Origin of the sequence: Parapedobacter deserti (genome assembly GCF_042646065.1) — a bacterium.
Classification (GTDB): Bacteria; Bacteroidota; Bacteroidia; order Sphingobacteriales; family Sphingobacteriaceae; genus Parapedobacter; species Parapedobacter deserti.
Window position 1 is genome coordinate 1 of sequence record NZ_JBHRTA010000036.1, and the last position, 24998, is coordinate 24998.

Below are 24998 nucleotides of genomic sequence, written 5' to 3' on the forward strand. Positions count from 1 at the left end.
CTCGGACGCAAAAATTACCTCTTTGCTGGAAGCCATGAAGCTGCGCAGCGTGCTGCGATGATCTATTCCTTCTTCGCCACTTGCAAAAAACATGAAGTCAACCCGCTCAAATGGCTCAAATACACCCTGGAAAACATCATGTCCATCAACCATAAAAACCTAAAAGACCTCTATCCGCAGAATTATAAAAGAAAACTGCAGGAATCAAACATGTAGTTCATAGGACGGATACATATTCACTTCGCTGGGGCAATTGAACCACGCCATCCGGCAAAAGCTGGGGGAACACCACGACAGGAACTTCCAGCGCAGGACATTCAGCCGCAGGGAGCTTTTTACCGATAAGGAAAAACCGGTACTTCAGCCCCTGGCCGGGACACCTTTTGTTGCCAAACATTACACAAGGGGCAAGGTACAGCGTAATTACCACGTGGTGGTGGGCGAAGACTGGCACTTCTACAGTGTGCCCGCCCGCTATATCGGGAAAGAGGTGCGTATTGTTTACTGCACCGACACGGTGGAAATATACCACGGCAGCCAGCGTATTGCCCTGCATAGGCGCAGCTATAAAAAACATGGGTACACGACCGATAAAGACCACCTTCCGGAAAACCACCGGCATATGCGCGAGCGCCTTGCATGGAACCCGGACCATTACCTTTCAAAAGCGGAAAAATACGGCCCCGCTACGCGCGAGTACTTCCAAAGGGTCATGGACAGCAAGCTTGTCATCGACCAGTCCTACCAGGCCTGCCGCGGGCTCATGCGCCTGGCAGGCCTCTATCCGGACCGTATAGAGGCTGCCTGCACAAGGGCGCTCAAAGGGCAGCGGTTCAACTATATGTCCATAAAAAACATATTGGCCAACAATATGGACCAGCTCGAAAAAAAGGAAGCCCCGAAACAATATACCATACCCCTGCACGAAAATATCCGGGGTGCCGGGGAATACAGATAAGGAAAACCATAAAAACAGAAAATGAATACAGATCAGACCATCGAACAGCTGAAAGCGCTCCGTCTGGCCGGGATGGCCAGACGTTACGAAGCGGTGAGTGCACTGCCCGTGCACGAAGTACAGAACGTACATGAACTATTGGCATCCATGGTGCAGGCCGAGGTGGAATACCGCGACCACGCCAGGACGCAGAAATACCTGAAGGCAAGCCGGCTGCGCTATAACGCCCTGCCCGAAGAGATCATCTGCAACCCGGAAAGGGGGATCACGCGCGAACAGGTGCTCCGGCTATCGGACGGGGCCTTTATCGGGCGGGGGGACAATGTACTGATCACCGGGGCTACCGGATCCGGCAAAAGCTTCCTGGCCTGTGCCCTGGGACGGTCGGCATGCCTGCTGGGATACAGAACAATCTATTTCAGCATGAACCGTTTCATGGATACGGTCACCCAGAGCAGACTCGATGGTACATACCTCAAGTGGATCAAAGCCATATCCAACCATAAATTGCTTATAATCGATGACTTCGGGCTGAAAGCCATCGATACGGACGCCAGGCTGGCACTATTGGATATACTGGAAGACCGGTATGGCAACAGTTCTGTTGTTGTCACTTCCCAGTTACCCGTGGAGGCGTGGTACAACTTCATAGATGAGCCTACACTGGCTGACGCGATAATGGACAGATTGACAGCATCGGCACATAGGCTGCCCCTGCAGGGAAAGTCTATGAGGAAGAAAAAAAATCTTTAACTTTGAAAACCCAGTGGCGCAGCTGCGCGGATTATTGGCCTCTTCACTGGTGTACTTTCATCCGGAACGGGTGGTGTACTTTCCCCGGAATATTCAATAGTGTTCTAGATTGCCTTGCGTCTGCAGTATGCTGGCTGAGGATGATCGGTTGCTTTCTTTTTTTAGTTTAATCTTTTTTAGTTTTCTATATGGTCATCATTCATTGTTCTTAAATTCTTGCATCGTTACTTTTCGATCTCGGTTAAGACTCGCCCGAATGGGGATTTCTGTTTTCGGTGGTTAAATTGGGCTTGGCAATATATTCGCGGGTCTAGGCGTTTCAAACCTCGTATAGTCAATTTCTTCAGCTTGTTCTATTATTCCGTTCACATAAAGGACTATGCTTTCCTTCAGGCGTATTACTGGCGTATTCTCCAGTATATAATACCTATCTTCACTCGGGTCATTTATTTTTATTCCCAGGGACCTTAATAATTCTGTGAATCTTTCTCGGTTTTTACTGTCACTGCTTAGAGTGGAGTTTTCATGTATGATATTATTCCTTAATTTTTGGTATCTAGATATTTCTACCCATTGAGTGTCGAGTTTGTCAAAACAAAGGTGACCAAAAGTCTCTAAAAATTTTTTGGTCTTACCGATATAGTTGTTGCCCGTATAATCCTCCATGTGCATAGGTAGGCCGCATTGGCTGATAATCTCTCTGCAAATGCCATTTAACGTCGATTCAAGTATGGAAAACAACATGAGAATGCTTGACGAAAAGAAAAGCGACGGGATTCTCTCGATTTCATCTTTGTAAACCAAATCCATTGGAATTGAAGGGTTGTAAAATTGATCCTCTTCAATATTGGTTATTAACCTTTCATTTCGCTCTTTCAGAGATTTTTCGTTAAATGTTAGATATTCTTTAAAAAAATCGATTTCTATATTAAATCTTGCTTTAAGGTCATTCAGTTCTACTTTCATATTATAATATTCTGTATTGCATCGCACTATTATAATGTATTACATCGCACTAAAATGGCAGCCGTCATCAGTATATGGCACGAGCCGATCGATCTTATATCAATGGAAAATTCCTTTTCGAGGTCGGAGTCAAACCTTTTATAGGAATAATCGAAGCTAACAGGTAAATTGTGTTTGCTTAGTATTTTTGCGATTTCGTATACGGAATGCTTGACGAAAGTAACCTGTCTTTCCATTTCATAGTTTCCGATTTAAGGAAGGCTTGATAAATCTCCTTCCATAAAAATTTGGTGACGTATTTTTATGTTGGGCACACTCACCAAATTAGCCATGTTCTGTTTTTTAATTGGTTATCTGAAATGCCTGATTATTTTTTCCAGCAAGTCTGCTTGCCTTTTTTGAAGTACCGGTAAATCCCATTCGTTGTACTGCATCACTTGAAGCGAGTTGGGAAATGCACTTATGGAACCGTTGAAATAAACCCTCTTCTTGTCGAGAAAGTCCTTTCGGCCTAGCGAGGAATTTTTGCTTCTTGATATTAACACCAAATTACCAAGCTTATGAACGTTATCCACCATTTCGTCGTCTGTGAATATTTGTTTCCATTTGCTCTCATTTGAAGGGCTTTGCGGTAGTATGTGTTCAACAGACAGTCTAGAAAACTCCGGAAATGTCGATGAATGATCATGCATAAGGTATTCTAATAACAAAAGGATATATTTTCCGAATCGCTTTCTATAGATGTGGCCGGACACACTATTCTTTATATCTTCAATGGAATAGTTGAAAACCACATCATTGAGTAAAAGTGCTTTATAACTGTCTGCTTTTTCAATCGCTCTCAGTACATTTGCCATGTTGTTTATCCGAGACGACGGGCTCAATTGAGACATCCAGTCCGCACTGAATTTATTGCCAAGCTTTTTGGTGAAATCCAGCAAACCGTTATGTTGGAACTTTTTATAATAGCATAGGAGTGGAGGAATCCAGTCGTTGGACGGGAATCCATGCCTCATCACGGTAATTAGGTTCTTGAATTGACAAGAATCCGCAGGTAAATCCTCTAATAAAATTAGTTTTTTATATACGTCCGCATAACCGAAGATCGCGTCAAACGTCTCTTTGCCTTTTTTCAGTAGTGGCGGTCTGGTATTGTATATTCTTTCATTGAATTCCTTAACAATGTTTTCGCGCGCCTTGTCTTTAACATAGATGGTTCTGATAAAGGAAAGTAAACGGTTGAAATCTTCGCTCCCCATCGAACTCTCCAGCTCTTCCCAATCCTGAGCAATCTTGGTCGACAAAGATTCTGCCACCTCGCCCAAGTTCAGCGATTTCAGAATATCGGCATTCGTAAGGGGCACTCCCCGATTGTTCAATATTGTAAACAAACGAAAAGCATCTTCAAGCTCTTCCGATGCAACGTATATAACGATTACATTATTAAAGAGATGCTTGGCAAATTTCTCAAGCTCAGTTTGCTGCACTTTCCGGAAATAATCTTGAATACATAAAATGGCTTTGGCCATATTCGAGATGGAAATGTTTTTCGTGTCTTGGGCGATTTCAAGATCAGCGGTGAGTGATGTGCCTCCGGATGATTTGATGTGCTTTTGGATAAAAGATTCCACATTATCCCTGATCTTGTATACCATTCTCAAGCGCTCTGGTATTTGTTGGAACTCGTCTTCTTGTTGGTAAATATACGCTGTGCAGACCTTTGCCAACCCATTACTACCCGTCAAGTCCCGAACTACTGCCAGTATTAACAGAATTGTGGTCAATCTTTGCTGCCCATCAAGTAAATCATATTCATAGTAAGATATCCCTTCGCTATTCAAATCATTAACTTCCCTTCTTTGCAGCACTAAGGACCCGAGGAAGTACTCAGAGTATGGATTATGTTCGGCAGCATAGAATATGTCTTCGATAAGTTCTAAAACGTTATCTTGCTGCCATACATATGAACGTTGATACTCAGGCACTTTAAACCAATAATTTTTGAAAAGCTGTTGGATACTTACTTTTTGTGTTTCGATTTTATTTGTAGTTGCTTTCATTATTAGAGTTATTAGGAGACCGATTTAGGCAGCGTATCCGCTTAAGGTCTCGGTCGGATGCGGTAAAGATATAAACTCCGATGTTAATTTCCAACACAGCGCTGTTTACAGATATTATGGGTTGAATAACATACTCATTAACTTTGTTAGAGGCAGTACTTGTGCTATTTCTTTATATTTTTATTGTTTCAAGTGTCCGAAATAATTAGCTATGCGAGGAGCATACAGTAGCTATTAAAATTTTTATCGACTGTTCTCCCATTTTCTCTTACTTGATTTGGCTGTGGCTAATTAAAGTGGCCTACATTCCTTTTTATTCACCAGTCGGTTTCTGAATTTTTGTTTGTTTTTGAAGTGCCTTGATAAGTTCTGAATCATTTCCGTAAAATTATCCGTGCCGTCCGGTCGCTTCCAATAAAATGGCTGAATCGCAGCACAATTATCGTGTTCAAAGATCATGTTTAACAAGGTTCTGTCTGAAAGGCCGCAAGAATGACCCCATATATAGACATAAAAGGAATCAGATTCAATAAAGCGTGTTAAGTCAGAATAATTGCGATTCTGGGAATACGCAAATGATTTAGCAAAGGATAGGAATCTATTATCATTCGTTTTTTCCATTTCAGCATATTCTTCTCCAACTTCGTCCCCATATCCAAATATGGGGGGGCTATTTTTATCATGGATGGTTCCATGGATATTCATGTAGTTGAATATACCATGTCTGTCAAATAGTCGATTCGGAAGAGTCGTGTAGTTGAAATTCAAGAAAAGCACTTCCCCCGGTCTTATGTAACGTTTGCTTTCAGGATCATCATAGTCAGCGTCTTCCAAATGCCTTAAATGGTGTTTTCCCTGTATCAATGCGGCAGGAATAGATTCGTCAGCTAGATCACCAAAGTGTTCATTCGCTCTTTTGCTGCCTGCCACTTCACGAAGGTATTCCTTTAGTTTCTCAATCAAGTATCCTAAATTTTGATTTAACGTATCTAAATTGTCTATTGCTTCGTTCTTGATATGATTCTCTTGATTATAGATTCTGAGGATTATGGACAATTGCTTAAAATACGCTAACTCGATATCCACCCAGTTACGTGTTCTCATATTTTCTATGATTTCGGTCGCAAATTGTCCTTGGAGGCATAATTCACACCTGAATAATTGGGAATTACTATTAAAAATGTTTTCTTCTTCTTTGGCTGTGTTTTTAAGTAAGCATTCAATTAGCTCTTCAATTGATTGTACATGAATTGGTGATGTACTCGTACTATGAAGATTATCTATCCTAATTGTGAACAGCTCCTTGTCACATGGTTTATTAGCTAATACCTTTTCTAAGTTTTGCTTAATCAACCATTTTATAAATGAACCGTAGCTCGTTGGCAAATTGTGGTGTAGATCGAAACCGTTTCCTATGATTATTAATTTGTTCATTCGTGTGAGTAGTACATTTGGTACTTCAATTGTAAGCCTTTTTCGTTATGCATTTATATATACAGTCAACGACCGTATTACCCAAATCAAAATTCCTTGCAGTAGGCTAAGTTGCTGGTCAAATATAAAAGTAGGGTGTCAAGGTTTCATTTCCAAACTTTCACCAGAAATTGTAGAGAAGGAGCCTTTAGTTATTTTCAACCTAACGGCTTTTTTTGGGGTCATATGTGCAAGTCTTATTGGAACACAAATTTTTGGAATGGATCGACGCTTTTTTTCACGTCCTTCCAGAGAAAATCGTACATCTCATTTTCGTGCCATGTTTGCGGAAGGATTACACTAAACAGGGTATCAGTGCCTGAAAGCTCATAATTATCGTCAGATCTCCAAGCCCAGGTGTTTTGGTATTGGTTAAATATAAGCATATGAAATTGTGCAAATACAATCGAAAAAACAGCTCCTACAGCAAACAATACATTTTTTAAGGAAGCTTTTGGAAATTCGTCATGTCTATTATGCTTGACCGAATTGTAATCTTGGTACCAAGATAGGGTAGGTGTTGACGCCCACTCTGAGAAGGGAATAATTTCTTTTTTTCCACTCCCCCATACGTTGATAAATAAACGGTACTCACTCAAACGCATCGCTGCGTTTATTTTGTAGTAATCAGATACATTCCAATTGCCACTTCTTGCGTATCCATTTGCAGTCAATATTTTTCTAGCGTTGAGCTCAAATTCCGTTGACGCCCTCAATAGGAGCTCATATGTTTTATGAGAATAAGTACTAAGATTAGCGTCAGTCGGTTCAATAAAGTCAAACAGTCTAATAAGTCTTTTTCAAGTATATAGTAAGCCCTGATAACTTCAAATCTGTCTGCAGCGTATTTGTCATCTGCAAAATAGATGTTTTCTAGCGGGCCATGAACATAATTGCTCGGCAATGAGAATGGTCTTATTATTCTTTTGTATGGCGTTTGAATTTTCATAGTTAGGTGTATTATTTATGAGCCTAGTCTCAATGTCTTCTCGGTATCCGTATTTAAGTGGTATAAAATGCCATGATTGTATTGTCATCGTTCTGTTTTGCTTTAGGTCATATTTACAACCTGAAGATGGCTGGGTAAGCGGTTAAGTACTTTTTCATTCTTATTTATAATCCGGAAATCCGAAAATATATTTCGCCTGTATCTGATGCATGTCTCCGTTTGATAAATATCATTTCATTTAGTCTTATACGCCCGTCCAAAACCATCATTAGGTCTTGCCCATCCATTAATATCATTGATTTGACTACCGGGCTTCCCGTTTCAGTACATTCGCTTGAATAGCCATCAAGTGAAACGAAAAGGCCTAAAGTGTTTTTCAGTTTCCCAGAGATTTTACCACCAAATTTATATAGGTCGCCTGCATTTACTTGGGATGTTTGCCATTTTGCCTCCAATAAGTAGTCATGATTATCAAAGGTAAATGAACCATCAATTTGTTCGCCCGTAAGTTTGAAAGGAGCTTTTGGTTGTAGATCAAAAAGATGAAACAAATCATTTAATAATTTTTCCAATTTAAAACCTCTTTGTTGGTGGTTTAAGCTAGTAGCAAGCTCTAAGAACTGATTTTTGAGTTCATTGAGTTTCTCCGCGAATGAAATAGTATGTTTAACTTTTTCTATATTTTCCAGCCGTTTTTCTGCTGCTTCATTGAGTTCTTTTAATGTGTCAAAGTAGCCCTTTGTTTGTGCTCTTAACTTTGCAACAGATTCTTTCGCTCGTTTCGTTAAGTCGCCTTTATCATCCCAATATTTCAAGTGACTGAAGTCATTAATGTTTGAAGTTTCCTGAAGTAGCCTTAAAAGGTCATTTTGATACATGGCCTGGCGTGCAACCATTCTATCAATTAATTGCGATACGCTTTCGTATTTTGGATTTTCTTGCCAATCTATGGTCGAAACAATGTAAGAGTTCTCCATTGTTAACTCGATAAACTGTCTCAATTCTTTTTTTCGCCAATAGACGTTTGCTAAGGCGTCTTTTAGAGCGATGAGAGCCTGTGTTGAGATTTTTTGAACTTTCATGGTGTATTGATGTTGTCCATACCATCTACTTGGTCTTTAATTCCTATCCATATTATATATACAAAGAAAAGAAGGGTATAGGAAGACACTACTGTTGGTGTTGCAATTAGGAAATAATCGTATAGCGTTTTCGAATCGAATTTAAGTAATAAGGATATACCGTCCCATAATATCCAAAATGGAATCAGATAAATGCCGAGAAAAACCAAGTGCATCGGTATGTTTATGAATGAAAATTTCCCCTTAAATGAATAGATGGTTTGATTAAATTCTAAAGGAGTGAGAAGTCTTGTAATCCAATGTAAATCAAGTGGTTTTTTAGTTGATATTTTGTATTTATTTTTGAGTTGCGTGTCCAGCAAATGCTTTAGCTCTTGTTTTCTGAATTGAATATTTATATATAGGAAATATGATATAGATAAAATTGAGGGCATTACCGAAAAAAGCAGCTCCGAGCTTCTTATGGAAAGACCGAACAGTTGTAATTCATCGACCAAATTAAATTTGAACAAGAAATAGATAAATAGGGTGATTACAATAAATTTGGTTACAGCTAAGACCCTTCCATCATTTTTTTCCAGGGAGTTGAGAACCAATGTTTGTAATTCTGACTTCTCATCATCTGTTCTGTAGCTTAAAAAATCCTTGTATTTATTTATTTCCATAAGTCTATTGATATCTTATAGTATTAGTTTGGCAAACATCTTGAGTAATAATGTTTTTTGGTGGCGTTTTCCAGTGTTTAAAAATAGTTTTCAGGATAAAGAAAAGAGGGGAGACATTTCCTAATTAAGGTTGCCTGCGATTTGTAACCTCGTTTTTCTAATTCATTTAAAAATACAGGCCACGGTGGGATATTACTTTTATAGACATTGGTCGATGAAGTAGACATTCCTCCCCCAATTGCGGTTGATAGTCCTCCATACATTGCGCTAGAAAGCCCTCCATACATTGAAGTAGATAATCCCCCATACATTGAAGTAGATAATCCTCCGTACATTGCCGTTGACAACCCACCGTATAAAGCTGTTGACATGCCACCATACAAGGCTGTTGACATGCCGCCATACAGGGCGGTAGAAGCTCCGCCATATAGTGCGGTTGACATGCCCCCTCCTACAGCCGTTGACAAGCCCCCACCAGTCGCAGTACTTAGGTTTCTAGGCCAAGTTCTTAGTTTCTCTATTTTAGGTTTGCTCATAATCATTTCGGTTTAATTGGCTATTATTTAGCAATTGAGATATCAAGTTCGGTTAACAATCATTTGGATATAAAATGGCTTTACTTCATCCTATACAACTTCTTCTGCCTTTTCTTCTTCCCAGTACCCCCACTTTGTCCTTATTCCGATGGACTTAATCCGCTCATTTATACGTTTGAGCAGCAGTGTCCAAGTCGAGATTTCATCGTCACCCGTTTCAAAACCAAATCTATTTACTTCAGGCCCAGCTCACAATTGGCTCCGTTAAAAGTAAAAACTAAAGTATTAAAATCCAAACTTCAATAAGGGAAATGGCTACGCACCAGCCATTTCCCTAAATCAAAAATTAAACTCATGTGTGTTCATGTACACAGTAGATGTGAGGATATTTGCCTTATTCTGCACGCCAATGGCTAATTAGCGAGTTTTTAAATAATCGTGTTGCACGAAGCAAAACCCAAATCCAAAAGTTGCAATTTTAAGCAATGTCACATTACGGTTTACCGTAAACGCACAAACCAATCGTATTTCGCTAATTGGGCGGGAATAGTGCTATGAACGAGAATGTAGAGGTTATATATTTCCAAGCGAGAAAAGGCAAGTTCATGCATTTTTTTAATCGATTTTAATCGGAAATTGGTGATTTTAATAACTTTGGTATCGCTATAAAGATTGTGCCGACGTCTTCCGGTATATCTGTAGCGTTATTTAAAACCACGCCACATTCATTTATTACATGTTCGTAAACCGCATTACCAAGCTTAGAGTGCTTTAGAGAAACTACTTGCAACTCCTGCTCGTCTGTTCCACCCATTAGGTATTTATGTATAGCTTTAATCCTGGTTTCGTTGAAGTCTTTTATGTCAGCGATTATTTTCTTATCAAACCCGAAACTTTCGCATTCATTTATTATCGCGCCAAAGAGTTTTCTGCTATCTTGATCAAGGATCGCACCCGCCGGATTCTTTGTTACCCAGAATATTTTTAAGTAAAATTCTATATACTGAATTTTTAAAGATATAAACTCAATATAATGTCCAGCCTGCAAAGCATGCTTCGCCCTTGCTACTATGATGGAAAGATTTTCAAGGGCCTTTTGAGCGTTAATTATACCAATATTAGAGGATTTTGGGAGTAATAGTATTTCAAACTGTCCACTCGCTATCTGAGCTTTCATATCGTCATACGTTCCCACATTTTCTACATTATTTGTCATCTTACTTGATTTTATGAAAGTGTTTTTTTGGTATAACCTCCTTCCGTTCTCATGACCTAAATCTCGACGCGCCATACCGAAGTTTTTTCAATATCCCTTAAAATGCCAATTCATTTAATATAAAAATAAGAAGAAGGCTGTTCCTAAAGGTATTAATGAGCGTTTGAAGAATTTTGGCCGCTATAGCTCCTAAACCGAATTCCACGTTTACTATTAACCTTGCTAATCGCAAATGTCGAAATCGCATTATCTAAACGATCCCAAAATTCAAACCCCGTTACCTAAGAAAAACTATTTGCCTTTTTTTGAAGGAGGGGGGGATTGCGTAGTTGTTCGTCTAGGCGGTGGTGGCGGATTTCGCATTCCACCAACCTGACCTTTCTCGAAATGGTCTCTACTTGGTTTCTGAATTGGTTGCTTTGACATGTTCTACAATTTTTTAGTTATTACTTTCTATTTTTGGGGGGTGGGGGTGGCGGATTTCTAAACCGTGGTACCTGACCGTCGCGGATGGCTCCGGAAACAACATCTTTGCGATGCAAGTCACCGCTACGCTTCGCAGCCCTGTCTCGTTTTATCTCTTCAGTCCTCTTAGGGTTATTCTGTGTAGCCATGATATTGATCTATATAAGCCTGTGTATTTAGTTGCGCTTTATTGTCCAATTTTCTTCGCTTTTTAAGCAGTAACGAGTTATCTAGTTTTTCGATATCACGCGCTTCTTTTCGCGTTTCATAATACCGTATTTGAGCTTCGTCATCATTGATTCGCTCGTCAAACATTTCAAACCATAAGTCTTCCAGCTTTGCCCAGCGCTCATAATACATCATTCTCAAACCACCCAGTTTTCCAAAATTGTCATCACTCATAACAATGAAATTTTGCACCTGACTGACTAATTGCGAAATCCAGACCACCGTCAGTGACAATACCGGGACTAACGGATTTGTTTGTGAAAAATATAAACCAGCGGTTGTTACTACAATTAACCCCACCTTGTACCATACACGCCATTTTTTTTCCCTAGCCAAATACAAGGTAAGATATTCGTCTCCGGCCTTAGCATGTAGCATATCGTACCAAACACGTGTTCTAATACTCATGACGTTGATTGCGCGTTCGCATATTTTCTTTTACTTTCTGAACCGATCCCAATAGACCATCTTTTGTTTTCTTCACAAGATATGACTCAATATTGTCATCATCTCACCTGGCTCTTTCCTGACAGTTTTTTATCAGAAGAAATTCATATGGCTCATAAGCGGCGGGATTTACTTTTAATCTGCTTATTAACTTCCGCTTTCGTCTCCCCATCCACGACAACAATTTCCACCACTACATTTTCCATTATCTTTGAGTCACTGCCGTCAGCTTTCTTCTTAGGCACTTTTTTATACAGAATTACGATCTGTTCATCTTTAGGCATTCCATTAGGAAACAAGTCATCCAAACTTTTGAAGCCAAAAACTTTTTTTAATAGTCCGATATGGCGTAAATTATATTTTTCTGGCTGATCTAAAGATTCGCATTTACCAACAAATGTCTCCGTAAAGCCCATTTTTCCGCTCAGAACTTCTTGTGACCAACCTCTATCGTCGCGAAAAGACTTTACATTTAATATCAACTCATATTCTATTCGAAAGATAGCTTTTGTCTGATAAATCTCCGTCATGTCCTGAAATTTTCCCACCGAATACTTGGTGGTTTAAAACATTGTTTTTATATTTGTGTCAGCGATTGATAATCACGGCAATTTTGCCCTGATAGACGATGTTTTCTCGGTCCGTAAACGACCAATTTCCGCCGAGGGAACCGTGTGATCGCCCCATGCTTTGAAAAAGTTTCCTACTTTTGTCATATAGCATGTGGGTGGCTGCACGTCAACTTTAGGTGGAAAATGTGCTCTCATGGGTCTCGCGAGACCTAGGGACTACTGGGTTGGTCACCCTCGGGCCTAAAGTGTGCAGCTGCCCCTTGCTTATTTCAAGTGGTAACTATTTCACATAGAGACTGACATCGTTCTGCATAAAACCAAATGGATTATGAAAAGAACGATTTTAAACCAAAGCCATAGTGCCGAATCTTGCCTCTACGAGGCGCGACTACGGTTCGCACATCGCATCCTTATAAAGAACGTAAAGCGACATCCAGTTTAACACGAAAATACTGCAACTAAGGGGAACGAGTAGGGGATAGGCGTAAAACCCAAGTCCCTGAAACGAGGCCAAAAAAAAAAGCCTAACTTCCCGGTTGCTACCGACCCCAATGCTGAATGAAAAGCCATTTTTTGCTCAGGTTGGAGAAGGTGTCTATTTTCGGTAAATAATGTCAACGATAAAAGTAGTCGCTTTTTCTTATACCTGCAAGTAAATCGAGGAATTTCTTCGGCGTTGGAAGTCGGTTTTGAGAATGAATTTTTCTTAAACCATTAATTATCAATGCTGAATGAAATTAAATTTACGCATAGGGGAGGGGTATGCCTTTTCCACACATAAACTTAAACACACTTATATACGACATTTCAGCCTACTGGCTGTAGCAACGATCATGTGTTTGTACGCCCATGCCCAGCGCCCCGAGCCTTCGGGGCCTGTGCCGCTGGGCATTTCATTGGACAGTATCAAGCCTTTGCAAATCGGCGATACCATCCCCCACGGGGTTTGGCATATGCCGCTTACCGTGTGGTCTTCAACAACCGGTTCCACAGAGACCATTACCCTGGATGACTTTAGAGGAAAATGGATCATACTAGATTTCTGGAATACATTCTGCGGCTCCTGCATCCAGGCGTTCCCAAAGAACAATGCGTTACAGCAGCGTTTCCACGATGAAATCCGTATCCTGCCGGTAACCACCGAGGACACCGTACGGTTGCACCGTATGCTGGAGAGGAGGCCACATCTCAAAGCCAGCATCCGCGAATCGGTGATAAATGATACCGACTTGGGCAACATATTCCCCCATCAGACGGTGCCCCACATCGTGGTAATCAGCAATGACGGCATTGTTTCCGATTTTCCATCGAATAGCGAACTAACCACGGATTACATCGCGCAGCGGATAGCCCCTAATCCACAAACCATCGGACGAAAGGAGGTGAAAGAGAGTAGATCCTTGCAGCAGCAAAAAGAAGTAAGCATCATGGTGGTGGATACCATAACCGGCCAACCGCTCCGGGCCACGGTGGTGGATGTGGACGCACAGCGGGAACTTGCTGTCCATGAAGGAAACCTTCTGTTTCGGATAGCGGGAAACACCCACAGGCTGAGGGTATCCCATGTGGGCTACGCTACCAGGCTCGTAACCATCAATCGTGAAACGCCTGCGGAGTTCGTTGTGGGGCTTTCCTCCACCCGCAACATGCTGGAAGAGGTACCGGTTTATACCGGCTACCAGAGCCTCCCGAAGGAACGGGCTACCGGCTCATTTGAACCAGTAGACAATGCATTGATAAACAGGAGCGCGGGATATGACATCCTGAGCCGGCTGGAAGGGGTTACGGCCAGTGTGTTACTGAACAGGAATAATTATGATCCGAACCAGATTACGGCCCGGTCGCTTAATGCGGGCCAGTTACGCATCCGGGGCGAAAGTTCGCTGTTTACCGAGGCCAACCCGCTGGTCGTTTTGGATAACTTTCCTTACGATGGCGACATCAGCAACATCAATCCGAATGATGTGGAAAGCATCACGCTGCTGAAAGATGCGGCTGCCGCCTCTATCTGGGGGGCACAGGCGGGAAACGGGGTGATCGTCATCACCACTAAGCGGGGCCGATTTAACCAGCCGTGGCGGCTGTCGTTCAACAGCAACGTGGGGATGCACGATAAACCTGATCTCTATTATAAACCTGTATTGCCTTCGCCCGCGTTTATCGATGTCGAACGGTTCCTTTTTGAAAATGGGTATTACAACAGCATCGAAAACAACATCAGGCGGCCGGCGCTATCACCTGCGGTGGAGCTGTTGATCAGCAACCGGGATGGGCTGCTCAGCGATGATGATCTGCAAAGGCAGCTCGATGCGTTGGGTGCACAGGATGTGCGGGATGACTACCTGAATCACGTATACCGCAACGCAGTACAGCAGCAGCATGCGGTAAGCCTGCACGGCGGCAGTGATCGGTTGACGTTCAGGACATCGGTGGGGTATGACGACCGGTTGCAGGGGATGACGGGCAACCGGGACAACCGATTCTCACTGCGCAATGAACTTGTATTCAAGCCTGTCGATAAGCTGGAAATCCAGACTTCATTGCAATATGTGAAACGCCGGGTAACCTCGCGGGATTTGAGTGGCTATGGAGAGACCAGGATGGGCAGCTACGATCTCTATCCCTACGCTGCGCTTATGAACGAAGATGGTACACCTGCACGTATAGCCCGCGACTACCGCCTCGGATTCACCGATACCGCCGGTGCGGGCCATCTGCTCGACTGGAACTACCGACCGCTGGCTGATGTGGGCGACCGGACCATCCTGAACAACGAGATCCTGCTGCAGACGGGTTTGTCTTACACCATCATCCCCGCGCTGCGCGTCAACCTCAAATACCAGTACCAACAGGGAAAAGGGGAGCTCCATGCCATCAGCGGATTGGAAATGTACACCGTACGAAATAAGATCAACCGCTTCACGCAGATCAACGGCAGCGAAATCATCCGCAATTTCCCGCTGGGCGCGGAGTATTACATGACCAACCAGCGGCAGGAGTCGCACAATGCGCGGTTGCAGTCCGATTTCAATAGGCGTTGGGGCCGGAGCGACATCGCTGCCATCGCGGGGCTGGAGGTGCGGCAGCATACATCGATAGGCAATGGCCGCACGGCCTACGGGTTCGACCGCGAAACGCTGACCTTTGCCAAAATCGATCCGGTAAACCGCTATCCGCTGTACGGTAATCTGGGTTCGACCGCGCTGCTGCCTGTTTCGAACGATATGTTCAGTGACCTGACAAACCGCTACGTGTCCGCATTCGGAAACATCGCCTATACCTATTATGACCGGTACATCTTCTCGCTGAGCGCACGCAAAGATGCGTCCAACCTGCTCGGCGTGGAAACCAACCGCAAATGGCAGCCGCTCTGGTCCGTGGGCGGCTCGTGGATCGTCAGCAGGGAACCTTTCTTTAATAATCCGGTCGTCAATTACCTGAAAGCGAGGGTTACCTACGGCTACAGCGGCAACATCGACCCTAGCCGGGCCGCCTACACTATTATTGCCCATCGGCCGATAGAAACGCTCACCGGGCGATCATACGCCGATATCATGAATCCGCCCGATCCCGCGCTGCGGTGGGAAAAGGTAGGCACGCTCAATGCAGGGTTGGACTTCGAATTGCTGGATGGCCGCTTATCGGGTAGCGTGGAAACCTACTGGAAAGAATCGACGGACCTGTTCGGTACCACTCCGGTAGACTGGACCGTGGGGTTCCGTACACTAACCGTAAACAGCGCAAACACGAAGGGACGCGGTACGGACGTTACCCTGCGATCGGTCAATTTGGCTGGTAGGTTCAAATGGAATACAACCGCGATCTACAGCCACAATCAAGTGGAGCTTATCGAATACCTGGGGCCCGAATTTATGCCCAGCTCGTATATTAGTTCGGGCCAAAGTATCGGAACGCTCAAAGGCTATCCGTTCTACTCCCTGTTCAGTTATCGATGGGCCGGTCTGGATCCCGCAAACGGCGATCCGCAGGGATGGCTGGATGGCGGGGTGTCGAAAGATTACACTGCAATCGAGCGGAATTCTACGTTCGACGACCTCGTATTCCATGGCTCGGCTATACCCCTGCATTTTGGTTCGCTGCGCAATGATTTCAGCTATGGAAGCATTTCATTATCCGTCAACCTGACGTATCGCCTGGGGTATTATTTCCGTCGCGACGGTCTGCATTACACCAGCCTGTTTTCAAACTACGACAGCCACTCCGAGTTACAGCAGCGATGGATGAAACCGGGAGACGAGCAGTTTACCGACGTGCCTTCAATGATCTATCCCGCCAGCCGCTACCGGGACAATTTTTATGGCAACTCAGAGGTTATGGTTGAGCGCGGCGATCACATAAGGCTTCAGGATGTAAGGCTTGGCTATACGATTGACAATGTGCGGCTCGGGCGGGCCACACTGCGGAATTTCCAGGTTTCCCTGTATGCCAACAACCTAGGGATAATCTGGTCGGCAAACAAACGGGGAATCGACCCAGACCAGGTAAGTACCTTCCCGTCTCCGCGTTTTTATAACCTCGGACTATCACTAACGTTATAACTATTTGATGATGAAAACGAAAGCAATACTAAGATACTTTCCAATCGCCTTATGTATGGTTTCTTGTAGCGAATATTTGGATTTAAAACCTGACAAGAAGCTGGTTATACCGGCTACTTTAACCGATGTACAGGCATTGCTGAACAATGCCGGTTTCCTGAATACATCGGAAGAGGCCATGCCGGAAATGTCGGCTGATAATTACTATCTCACCGACGATGCGTTCAACGCGCTGGGGGAGAGCAGCCGCTTGATTTATGTATGGGACAAAAACGCTTCATCCGGCGGATCGGCATGGTCAAGCTATTACCGGACTATCCTGTACGCTAACGAGGCACTGGCAACGCTGGATGGAACCGAAGGTCCGGAGGCGGAGAAAGCCATTTTAAGAGGGAAAGCCCTGTTCTTCCGTGCGAATGCATTTTACCATCTTGCTCAGATTTTCTGTAAGCCTTACGGAAAAAATGATGCTGCCGACAATATGGGGTTGCCACTCCGTCTAGCGCCCGGAATTTCTGACCGTTCGGAAAGAGCTACGCTCAGCCAGACTTATGACCGGATAATTAAGGACTTTTCTGATGCCATTGAGCTGTTACCTGACGCAGTTTCCGAAGTGACTACCCAACCCAATATAGCAGCTGTCTACGCCGGATTGGCGCGTACATACCTGCTGATGGGTGAATACGAAAATGCATTGGCCATGGCAAACGCCAGCTTAACGATATACGACACGCTCATCGATTACAACGAGTTGGATACGGAGACGGCTAATCCGGTTGAATTATTCAACAAAGAGGTCATCTACTATTCAAACTACGGGGGAGCTACATTACTGCGGAATAATACCTGTAACGTCGACAGCAATCTGTTTAATTCCTATGAGGAAGACGATTTGCGGAAAAGCGCGTTGTTTGATATCCGTGACGACGGAACAGTCCGTTTTAAAGGTAATTACGCAGGAAACGATTCGCAGGGAATCTTCAATGGAATGACTACCGCTGAAGTAATGCTTATAAAAGCCGAATGCTTGGTACGACTAGGGGATTTACCGAAAGCTCAACAGGCGTTAAATGGTTTATTGATCAACCGTTATGAAATCGGTAAATTCCATCCGGTCAACTTTGAAGGCTTTGAGGAGGGATTGCGGAAAATTATAGACGAGCGCAGAAAAGAACTGCTGTTCCGCGGCTCGCGGTGGATTGATCTGCGAAGGTTAAACCGCGAGGGTTCATTGCAGTTGACCATTTACCGGAACATTGGCAGCAACGTATATTCCCTGCCTCCCAATGATAACAGGTACGTGTTTAGGATACCAGACGAGGTCATAGCGTCCTCGGGGATGGAGCAAAACCAGCGCTAATTAAATGAAAAGCAACCAGGAATCCTCAGGCAGGAGGATTCTTGGTTGCATCTATGTTTGATTTATCGACAACTGTTAGTTGTCCCGTAATTTTACGTTTGCGGTATCATCCCGATCTTCTGGGTCGGTCTGGAATATCGCGGTGATCTCATTCCTCAGGGTTTGAGTCATCACTGGGCGCCAGTCCTCTTCGGGATCATCGGGATTCTCCACTTCAGCGATAATATAGCAGACTTCTGCAACACCTGGGTCACATGTTGGCGGTGCTGAAGCATGCTCATAACTGTCAGCTTCCAAAGGATCGGTATCGATAAGAGCAAAACTTGAAGTTTCCAACCGCTTTGCCTTCCTCTTCACCACCGGCAAACCCTTTACCCAATTCGGGTCCACCTTCGTGATTGCAGCCACAACCGCTTCCAAACTAATGTTTACTACTTCCACTTTTGCCTTCTCGACAGTTGGGCTTATGGCTGTTTCCTCGGCATAAGACATCATGCTTATCCCACCTAGAAATGCACCGAGCAATACCGCTTTTCGGGCTTGTCCGACGACTTTCTTGAGTATTTTGGTTATCGCTTTCATAACCGTAAAGGCATTTATTACACGGAAATGCTTACCGTTTTAAGTTTAAAATAAGGATTGGTTAGTCTCGTATCGGTAGACCGGGCGCCGGCTTCCACTCGCTGGAGTGGGGGTCGGTAGATAGTGATTACCCGTTGACCACCGGAAGCATAACTTACGGCCCTACGCCGAAACAAGGCAAACCTGCGATCATGCACGAACCGGTTCATCGCTCCATAGGACAGGGCGGGTCTGCGGAACCACATCCATCGCGAAACACGGACGGTGATGGCAATCAGGCGAACGAAACGAAAAGTAAGCTTGGTGGTCAGCGCCACATGTTTACGCATATGCGCCAGGTAGTACCTGTGGATTTGCGCTTGCCTCGCCGTTACTTTTGCTTTCACCCGGCCAACCAAGGCCTTCCAGCCTTTCGCTGGGACCTGCTCCGCCCCGCCGTCACCGCGCTGCTGCCTCGGCAGCGCGGGGCCCGGGTGGCATATGACAGCACATATCGCCGTGCCGGGCGTCCCTTGCGATGGCTCCGGAAACCTTGTTGCCAGCACCGCCGGTTTGCGCAAGAGCGGGGTGTTCAGACTTCGGGGCACCCCGCCCGAGCGGCCATAGCTTGCCTGCGGGGGAACCGCAGTGTCAAATCCGGTGCTCCCCTTGCCGTATCTTTTGCTTATGTATGTTGCTTTTACCATACAAGCAAAAAACGGGCTTTCGCGGTGCCCCTACAATCTCATATGAGACAACGTAAAAAAAGAGATTTCAAATCATCGCCCCCGCCGCTCATCCAGATATCGCTTTAGTACCCGGTAGTAAGTCGGCCGCGTGATATTGATAAAATCCATCTCCTGTTCCGGTTCCGTCCGTTTTGCCAACTCGGGGAAGGATGCCGAGAACTTGGTGTAGCGTTTATAAGCCGATGGCTGCTGCAGCACTTCCACGAGCATATCCTGCCGCTCCTGATAGCGTTGGTTCATCAGGTGTAGCAACTCGCTCACCTCAGCGAATCGCTCCTTCCCTTCGCGCATCTTCAGGGCAGGAACGCGCAAAATGCGGGATACTTCCGCAAACTGAATGTAATGCAAACCCGGCTTGGGGGTGTACAGGTGCCTTACCCCGGCAAAGCCCTGCATCTCCGTGGCAAACCAACGGATGCGGCGCTGGCCGTCTTCGGATAGCGTATAACCATAGGCCATCCCTTCGAGCACCACGCACCAATAGGGCGCCCGCGTATCGGGCGTCAAAAAGTGGCTCAACCGGTCGTAAGCCAATACACGGCTATGCTGCTGCAGAAATGCTTCGGCCTCCTTGGAGAGCGGAATGCGATGGCGGATATAGTCGATAAATCGGTTCATGGTTTTTTGTGTGTTAGATACCTCCTTCCCTTGTATCGCCAGCAACGTGGTGCGGTTGCTTCCAAACCGCCCACCGCAGCCGCGAGGGTTTTTTATTGGATGGATAAACGGGCTGTTCGGTTTCGGTGTGGTACGCGTAGTGATACGCAACCACGTTGAGCAGGATCATCACGGCGGCAAATTGGAATAGCCCGATGACAAGCGCAATGCCCATGTGCATGCCTACGATGCTCCAAAGCCAATATGGCCGTAAACGGTGTAACCAGATAAACAAGGCGTAGCCCAGCTCCAGCATGATCACGCCCCAGCCGCCCACCGCCCAGAGCCATGTAAACTGGCCCAGCCAGGCGATAAAGCCGGGTACGGCATCGAGATGATAGGGTTGGTTAACCGCCTTCCAAAGGGCTTCGCCGTTCCACCACGTAGCGCCCAGCGCCTTGGCCAATCCGCTGAAAAAATAGATGATGCACAGATGAAGCTGCAACAGACGCAAGGCCGGGGCATGCCACATTGGCCGCGCTCGTGGCGTACATAAGCAGTAAAATAGCGCTGTTGCGCTGAGGTAATCTACCCCATAGCTAAACGCGGAGCCGCTGGTGTGCCACAGCGCATGGATGGCCAGCAGCGTACCGATGCCTACGCAGGGCAGCCGGCCTAAAGCGAGCATCGTAGCCAATGCGATGTATAGCACGGCGATTAACTTCACGAAATGTTGTTCATAATCGCCAATGAGGTGGGCGGTACCGCGTACGATATCGGTTATCGTGATGCCGAACGTGCGGCCATGCACCAGTGCTTGGTCAACAATGCCAGCGGGCCCATACAGCATCGACACATCGGGCAAGAGGAATAGGGCCTGGATGGCAAGCAGCACACCGGTGCCGGTATGCAGCAACCGGATGGCACCGGGACGTAATGGCGCATCGAAAAGAAAGTGTTTCATGGTGCGGCGCAGGTGTCAAAAAGCTCAATATAATGCGAGGCGTACCCGCGGGATGGGCGCAGCGGCGCGGGATACCACACGCCCACGCGGCACTCTACCCGGATGGCCGTCCCTAGCGCAGCCAACCGTTCGCTGAGCGACTGGGCTATCGCTTGGGAGACCTGCCGCTGTAGTTTTGGGGTAGCCACCTCATGAGGGTGGGGGAGTAGGCCGCTGAATACATCGGAAAAGGCGCGGTAACGGATGCGCCCTTCCAATGTTTTTAGCGGCGGGTAATGCCGCACCTCTTGTGGCCCCCCGGCGGTGTACAGCCGAAATTCCGTAAGGAAATGGCTGCCCACGCGGGGTGCATAAAACCCATACCCGCTGGCGTAGCCGCAGGTATGGGCCAGGAGGCGCAGTACCGGATTTTCGGCAAGTTGCATAAGTAGCGGCGGCAGGGCCGTGCCCCCATCGTGGGCATATTCCTGCTGGTTGTGCCAGCACGAATACGTGCTGAAGAGCACCACCTGCGCAAGGAAAAACCCCATCAGGAGCATAGCCGCTTGCTGTAACTTGCCTACCACGGTTACTTCCCCTTTTGAATCAAACTTGGCTCTTCCGGTATTTCCTTTTCAGGGGGCTTCGGGAAAAACAGCTTTTTCGAGACACATGCAAGCCCTTCAAGCTGGGCTGATGTGCCGTCAAATGATTGGAATTCCGCTTCGTTGGCTTGGTGTGTCGATAAGAACAAGAGCTGGCCTGCTACAAGTAACGACAGCGCGGTGCCGATGGTGGATGTACCTGTAAATCGTTTCATGTTTTTGAATTTTTTGGTTAAAAACTGTAACGAAGTTGTGGAAAATGGTAGCTGAACGCTGTTTTTTTCGACCGATCTTGGAATTCGCTCGATAGATGTTTAATTTCGGACGATAGTTAATTAACCAATTCGTCTAATTATCCAATTCGTCCTTCGGATCGAATAATTACAAACCATGTGTACAAACCATGACAGTATTTCACAAAATCAGTGTATTTATTATCGATGACGAGCAGCTCGTATTGGAAGACGTTGCCGACGAACTTACCGCATCGGGCTTTTTTGACGTAACGGGTCGGTTTACCAACTTGCCAGCCGCATTGCAGGCGGTTGAAAAAGTGGGCGCGCCCGATTTTATACTGTGCGATATCCACATGGAAGGCATGGATGGCCTTCAGGTAACCACCCTGTTTAAAGACGTGTGCGATTTTATTGTTTTGATGACGGGGTACCCCGAGTTGTCAGAAAAGGCGTTCGGCGCGTACCCGCAGGGGTGTGTTTTTAAACCGGTCGATATCAAAGATCTGATGCCGCTGGTGAAGCGCTTCCTTACCCATCACCGCAACAGGCAGACCGAAATCGTCGGCGGGAACCTCATGGCTAAGGGCAGTAAAGAAGGCGGTATCCGGCCCATCCCCGTGGATGATATCACGTACATCGAAGCACTAGCTGATTACGCGAAAATAGTTACGGCATCGAATGGCACGCGGGTGGTGCTTGCAACGATGAAAGGGCTGGCTGCTAAGCTGGTGCTCACAGGTAAGTTTATGCGCATAAGCAATAAGCACATCATCGCTTATAGTAAAATCCGGGCTATTGAGGATAAATCGGTTTACGTGGAAGGGTCAGACCGCGCATTGAAGGTAACCACCATGGGCGAGCGGGCCTTTGAGACGTTTTTGAAGAACGTTTGGGCAGGTGAGTACAAAAAGGAACTCAAGGATAACCAGCAGAGGAAAAAGGGGGGGCGCGATGAAGCCTCGACGGAATAAGTATGCGCATTTTGGGCGCCATGTGTTGCTGTGGCTGATTATCGGCATCGTGCTCTGGTGGTTTGTGATGGTTACGGCGGCACCGCTTTTCAGTGGTTGGCGCGACTGGCTGGTGCTTTACGTGCTGGCGGTCTGCACGTATTACCTGGGGGTATATCGAATTGCCCGCATGCTCCTCGCCGCACCCGATCCAAGTGGAAAAATATTGGTGCGCATAACGGCGCAGTTGCTAATCGTGCTGCTGTTCGCGTCAGTCGTGTTCAGTTCGTTTACCGGTGCGCTATCATTTGGTTTCAGTGATGAAATCCGTTCGGATACTGGCATCAAAAACTTCATCGAGGTAGGTATTGCGATCGTTGTGGTCATGCTGGTGGCTTACCTCACCCACACGTACCGCTGGGGGATAAACCAGTATTTTTTCCGGGTGGCGGCAGAGGCCAAACTACGGACGATAGAAACCCAGTTAAGGCGCATCCAACAGTCATGGGCACAGCAAGACCTGCCCCCACACCTGTTGTTCAACTCGTTGAGTGTGGCTCGTGCGCTCACGCGCGAAGAGCCCGCAAAGGCCCGGGAGGCAATAACGCTGATATCCGGCCTCGCCAAATATTACATCAAAAAATGCAAGCTGCCCGAGATACTGCTGCTTGAAGAACTGAAACAGTTCGGCCAGTTGCGGCGGCTGTATGCGCTCCGGTTTGGTCGTGACCTTGCGCTGGATATCCGGTTGCCGGATGACATCGCCGAAATGACCATCATCCCCATGCTACTCATCGTTTTGCTGGAGAACATGGCTAAGTACGGTGTGCTTACCAAACCGGAGTACCCTGCAACATTGCAGATAAGCAGGCGAGGGGAGCGGACGGAAATCGTTGCCCAAAATAAGGTGAAGCGCGGACTGGAAACGGTACCCCATGGGCTGGGTATAGCCATCAACAACATCCGCAGACAGCTCGAACTCCGCTACCCGAATCAAAGCGGCATCGAAATCATTCAGTCTGCTCAAAGCTACTCTACCAAACTGTTTTTTATACAATAGACTGTATATTCGTTTTATTTTATCACGCCCATCCCCGATGGGTAAGGATGCCAAACCGATTGCAAGGGCTGTAAATTGCATGGATGGATAGGCATTCGTTTATTCCTTACCGAGCTTTCTCCTTGGTGGTGGCTAATCTTTTAAGCCATGGAAAACTTAGATTTAGCTATCGTATCAGAACTCCAAAAACAACACCACACATTAAAGCAAATGCTCTCTTGCCTAATGGTACTGGCCGGCGAAAAGCACCCAGATTCTCGGGCCGAACACGCAGAGCCGGTGCCGGAAGAAAAATTATTCAACCGCAATGAGGCGGCGGCATTTCTGCTGGTGCACCCCCGCACCGTAACGCGCTATCGGACCAGCGGCAGACTTCGGTTTGTACACAACGCGGATAGCCGGATTCGCTACCGCGAAGAAGACCTGAAAGACTGCTATTTTTGGAAATGGGACAAACGGCCATAAGGTTGTGCATTCGCTGCACGACTGCTCCGCGACTGCTGCGCGTGGCTTGGCGATCTACCTGCTGTGGGCTGGCTGTCAGCCGGGTGTTTGCAGCACGCTTACAGCACGGCGACAGCAGCCTGATAGCCAACTGACCCCTCCGTGATGCGGCGCGGTTTGGTGCGAGGTGTGCGGTGTGCGCTCGCCGGCGTACGGGCCGCCGATTGCCGTTTTTTTGGGCGTCGAGGAGTGGCCAAAAGTGTATGAATTTTGGCCAAAAGTGTAGGAAAAAGTGTGGCCATTCGTGTAGCAAATTTGGCCATTCGTGTAGGAACAAGTGTGGCCATTCGTGTCGTGAATGTGGCCATTCGTGTCATCTCAACCGTGGGTCAAAAGTGTATGAATTTTGGCCAAAGGTGTAGGAACAAGTGTGGCCATTCGTGTCGTGAATGTGGCCATTCGTGTCATCTCGACCGTGGGCCAAAAAGTGTAGGATACCTGGCCATTCGTGTCACCAAATGTAGCCAAATGTGTCATCTAAAACTAACCATCGGTGACAACCCG

24 protein-coding genes are annotated in these 24998 nt (G+C 46.0%); 8 read left to right on the top strand and 16 right to left on the bottom strand.

Annotated elements, in window-relative coordinates; genetic code table 11:
- The 3 genes from ACFOET_RS11485 to istB all read left to right on the top strand — a co-directional run.
- Positions 1-216: transposase domain-containing protein (locus ACFOET_RS11485; RefSeq protein WP_379022717.1), on the top strand; the 216-nt coding region annotated here is incomplete at its 5' end.
- A 37-nt stretch (positions 217-253) separates the two neighbouring features.
- On the top strand, positions 254-958 hold the full coding sequence (locus ACFOET_RS11490; RefSeq protein ID WP_379022719.1) for a Mu transposase domain-containing protein: 705 nt from the start codon (positions 254-256) through the stop codon (positions 956-958).
- A gap of 21 nt (positions 959-979) precedes the next feature.
- Complete coding sequence (gene istB, locus ACFOET_RS11495; protein WP_379022721.1) at positions 980-1711, top strand: IS21-like element helper ATPase IstB; 732 nt, start codon at positions 980-982, stop codon at positions 1709-1711.
- 279 nt (positions 1712-1990) lie between these two features.
- On the opposite strand, the gene ACFOET_RS11500 is transcribed toward istB, so the two are convergent.
- The 10 genes from ACFOET_RS11500 to ACFOET_RS11545 form a co-directional block, all read right to left on the bottom strand.
- Positions 1991-2677 carry a hypothetical protein gene (locus ACFOET_RS11500; protein WP_379022723.1) on the bottom strand — a complete coding sequence of 229 codons (687 nt, stop codon included), beginning with the start codon at positions 2675-2677 and terminating at the stop codon, positions 1991-1993.
- 350 nt (positions 2678-3027) lie between these two features.
- Positions 3028-4737 (bottom strand): DUF262 domain-containing protein, encoded by a 1710-nt coding sequence (locus ACFOET_RS11505; protein ID WP_379022725.1) that lies wholly within the window; start codon positions 4735-4737, stop codon positions 3028-3030.
- Positions 4738-5028: 291 nt separating this feature from the next.
- Positions 5029-6171 carry an AbiH family protein gene (locus tag ACFOET_RS11510; protein WP_379022727.1) on the bottom strand — a complete coding sequence of 381 codons (1143 nt, stop codon included), beginning with the start codon at positions 6169-6171 and terminating at the stop codon, positions 5029-5031.
- A 236-nt stretch (positions 6172-6407) separates the two neighbouring features.
- Positions 6408-6926, bottom strand: coding sequence for a hypothetical protein (locus ACFOET_RS11515; protein ID WP_379022729.1), 519 nt, complete (start codon positions 6924-6926; stop codon positions 6408-6410).
- A gap of 397 nt (positions 6927-7323) precedes the next feature.
- On the bottom strand, positions 7324-8241 hold the full coding sequence (locus tag ACFOET_RS11520; protein WP_379022731.1) for a restriction endonuclease: 918 nt from the start codon (positions 8239-8241) through the stop codon (positions 7324-7326).
- The gene (locus ACFOET_RS11525; protein ID WP_379022733.1) at positions 8238-8906 is read right to left on the bottom strand and encodes a hypothetical protein; all 669 of its coding nucleotides are present in this window, start codon (positions 8904-8906) and stop codon (positions 8238-8240) included. The genes ACFOET_RS11520 and ACFOET_RS11525 overlap by 4 nt, the downstream gene beginning before the upstream one ends.
- A gap of 77 nt (positions 8907-8983) precedes the next feature.
- Positions 8984-9442 carry a hypothetical protein gene (locus ACFOET_RS11530; protein WP_379022735.1) on the bottom strand — a complete coding sequence of 153 codons (459 nt, stop codon included), beginning with the start codon at positions 9440-9442 and terminating at the stop codon, positions 8984-8986.
- Positions 9443-10067: 625 nt separating this feature from the next.
- Positions 10068-10658 (bottom strand): hypothetical protein, encoded by a 591-nt coding sequence (locus tag ACFOET_RS11535; RefSeq protein WP_379022737.1) that lies wholly within the window; start codon positions 10656-10658, stop codon positions 10068-10070.
- A 597-nt stretch (positions 10659-11255) separates the two neighbouring features.
- Entirely contained in the window at positions 11256-11759 is a 504-nt protein-coding gene (locus tag ACFOET_RS11540) for a hypothetical protein (protein ID WP_379022739.1), read from the bottom strand.
- Between the two features lie 152 nt (positions 11760-11911).
- Entirely contained in the window at positions 11912-12328 is a 417-nt protein-coding gene (locus ACFOET_RS11545) for a helix-turn-helix domain-containing protein (RefSeq protein WP_379022741.1), read from the bottom strand.
- A 773-nt stretch (positions 12329-13101) separates the two neighbouring features.
- Here ACFOET_RS11545 and ACFOET_RS11550 point away from each other — a divergent pair.
- Together ACFOET_RS11550 and ACFOET_RS11555 are read left to right on the top strand one after the other, a co-directional pair.
- The gene (locus ACFOET_RS11550; protein ID WP_379022743.1) at positions 13102-16929 is read left to right on the top strand and encodes a SusC/RagA family TonB-linked outer membrane protein; all 3828 of its coding nucleotides are present in this window, start codon (positions 13102-13104) and stop codon (positions 16927-16929) included.
- Between the two features lie 76 nt (positions 16930-17005).
- Positions 17006-18289, top strand: coding sequence for a RagB/SusD family nutrient uptake outer membrane protein (locus ACFOET_RS11555; RefSeq protein WP_379022745.1), 1284 nt, complete (start codon positions 17006-17008; stop codon positions 18287-18289).
- Positions 18290-18364: 75 nt separating this feature from the next.
- Here the strand turns inward: ACFOET_RS11555 and ACFOET_RS11560 are convergent, their stop codons facing one another.
- The 6 genes from ACFOET_RS11560 to ACFOET_RS11585 all read right to left on the bottom strand — a co-directional run bounded on the left by ACFOET_RS11560 (position 18365) and on the right by ACFOET_RS11585 (position 21959).
- Entirely contained in the window at positions 18365-18871 is a 507-nt protein-coding gene (locus ACFOET_RS11560) for a hypothetical protein (RefSeq protein WP_379022747.1), read from the bottom strand.
- 17 nt (positions 18872-18888) lie between these two features.
- Entirely contained in the window at positions 18889-19557 is a 669-nt protein-coding gene (locus tag ACFOET_RS11565; protein ID WP_379022749.1) for a hypothetical protein, read from the bottom strand.
- Between the two features lie 72 nt (positions 19558-19629).
- A complete protein-coding gene (locus ACFOET_RS11570) occupies positions 19630-20217 on the bottom strand; it encodes a Crp/Fnr family transcriptional regulator (protein ID WP_379022751.1) in 588 nt (195 codons plus the stop codon).
- Positions 20218-20230: 13 nt separating this feature from the next.
- Positions 20231-21160, bottom strand: coding sequence for a hypothetical protein (locus ACFOET_RS11575; protein ID WP_379022753.1), 930 nt, complete (start codon positions 21158-21160; stop codon positions 20231-20233).
- Positions 21157-21726, bottom strand: coding sequence for a hypothetical protein (locus ACFOET_RS11580; protein ID WP_379022755.1), 570 nt, complete (start codon positions 21724-21726; stop codon positions 21157-21159). The genes ACFOET_RS11575 and ACFOET_RS11580 overlap by 4 nt, the downstream gene beginning before the upstream one ends.
- 2 nt (positions 21727-21728) lie before the next feature.
- On the bottom strand, positions 21729-21959 hold the full coding sequence (locus ACFOET_RS11585; RefSeq protein WP_379022757.1) for a hypothetical protein: 231 nt from the start codon (positions 21957-21959) through the stop codon (positions 21729-21731).
- Positions 21960-22147: 188 nt separating this feature from the next.
- Here ACFOET_RS11585 and ACFOET_RS11590 point away from each other — a divergent pair, with 188 nt between their 5' ends.
- From ACFOET_RS11590 to ACFOET_RS11600, 3 genes are all read left to right on the top strand, one after another.
- Entirely contained in the window at positions 22148-22951 is an 804-nt protein-coding gene (locus ACFOET_RS11590; RefSeq protein WP_379022759.1) for a LytR/AlgR family response regulator transcription factor, read from the top strand.
- Entirely contained in the window at positions 22932-23990 is a 1059-nt protein-coding gene (locus ACFOET_RS11595) for a histidine kinase (RefSeq protein ID WP_379022761.1), read from the top strand. Before ACFOET_RS11590 ends, ACFOET_RS11595 begins: the two co-directional genes overlap by 20 nt.
- A 147-nt stretch (positions 23991-24137) precedes the next feature.
- Complete coding sequence (locus ACFOET_RS11600) at positions 24138-24455, top strand: helix-turn-helix domain-containing protein (protein ID WP_379022763.1); 318 nt, start codon at positions 24138-24140, stop codon at positions 24453-24455.
- The last annotated feature ends 543 nt before the right edge of the window (positions 24456-24998 follow it).

Coding starts and splice junctions, on each gene's coding strand:
- istB (WP_379022721.1), top strand. CDS start 980: ATGAATACAGATCAGACCATCGAACAGCTGAAAGCGCTCCGTCTGGCC.
- ACFOET_RS11500 (WP_379022723.1), bottom strand. CDS start 2,677: ATGAAAGTAGAACTGAATGACCTTAAAGCAAGATTTAATATAGAAATC.
- ACFOET_RS11505 (WP_379022725.1), bottom strand. CDS start 4,737: ATGAAAGCAACTACAAATAAAATCGAAACACAAAAAGTAAGTATCCAA.
- ACFOET_RS11510 (WP_379022727.1), bottom strand. CDS start 6,171: ATGAACAAATTAATAATCATAGGAAACGGTTTCGATCTACACCACAAT.
- ACFOET_RS11520 (WP_379022731.1), bottom strand. CDS start 8,241: ATGAAAGTTCAAAAAATCTCAACACAGGCTCTCATCGCTCTAAAAGAC.
- ACFOET_RS11525 (WP_379022733.1), bottom strand. CDS start 8,906: ATGGAAATAAATAAATACAAGGATTTTTTAAGCTACAGAACAGATGAT.
- ACFOET_RS11530 (WP_379022735.1), bottom strand. CDS start 9,442: ATGAGCAAACCTAAAATAGAGAAACTAAGAACTTGGCCTAGAAACCTA.
- ACFOET_RS11535 (WP_379022737.1), bottom strand. CDS start 10,658: ATGACAAATAATGTAGAAAATGTGGGAACGTATGACGATATGAAAGCT.
- ACFOET_RS11540 (WP_379022739.1), bottom strand. CDS start 11,759: ATGAGTATTAGAACACGTGTTTGGTACGATATGCTACATGCTAAGGCC.
- ACFOET_RS11545 (WP_379022741.1), bottom strand. CDS start 12,328: ATGACGGAGATTTATCAGACAAAAGCTATCTTTCGAATAGAATATGAG.
- ACFOET_RS11550 (WP_379022743.1), top strand. CDS start 13,102: ATGAAATTAAATTTACGCATAGGGGAGGGGTATGCCTTTTCCACACAT.
- ACFOET_RS11560 (WP_379022747.1), bottom strand. CDS start 18,871: ATGAAAGCGATAACCAAAATACTCAAGAAAGTCGTCGGACAAGCCCGA.
- ACFOET_RS11565 (WP_379022749.1), bottom strand. CDS start 19,557: ATGGTAAAAGCAACATACATAAGCAAAAGATACGGCAAGGGGAGCACC.
- ACFOET_RS11570 (WP_379022751.1), bottom strand. CDS start 20,217: ATGAACCGATTTATCGACTATATCCGCCATCGCATTCCGCTCTCCAAG.
- ACFOET_RS11575 (WP_379022753.1), bottom strand. CDS start 21,160: ATGAAACACTTTCTTTTCGATGCGCCATTACGTCCCGGTGCCATCCGG.
- ACFOET_RS11585 (WP_379022757.1), bottom strand. CDS start 21,959: ATGAAACGATTTACAGGTACATCCACCATCGGCACCGCGCTGTCGTTA.
- ACFOET_RS11590 (WP_379022759.1), top strand. CDS start 22,148: ATGACAGTATTTCACAAAATCAGTGTATTTATTATCGATGACGAGCAG.
- ACFOET_RS11595 (WP_379022761.1), top strand. CDS start 22,932: ATGAAGCCTCGACGGAATAAGTATGCGCATTTTGGGCGCCATGTGTTG.
- ACFOET_RS11600 (WP_379022763.1), top strand. CDS start 24,138: ATGGAAAACTTAGATTTAGCTATCGTATCAGAACTCCAAAAACAACAC.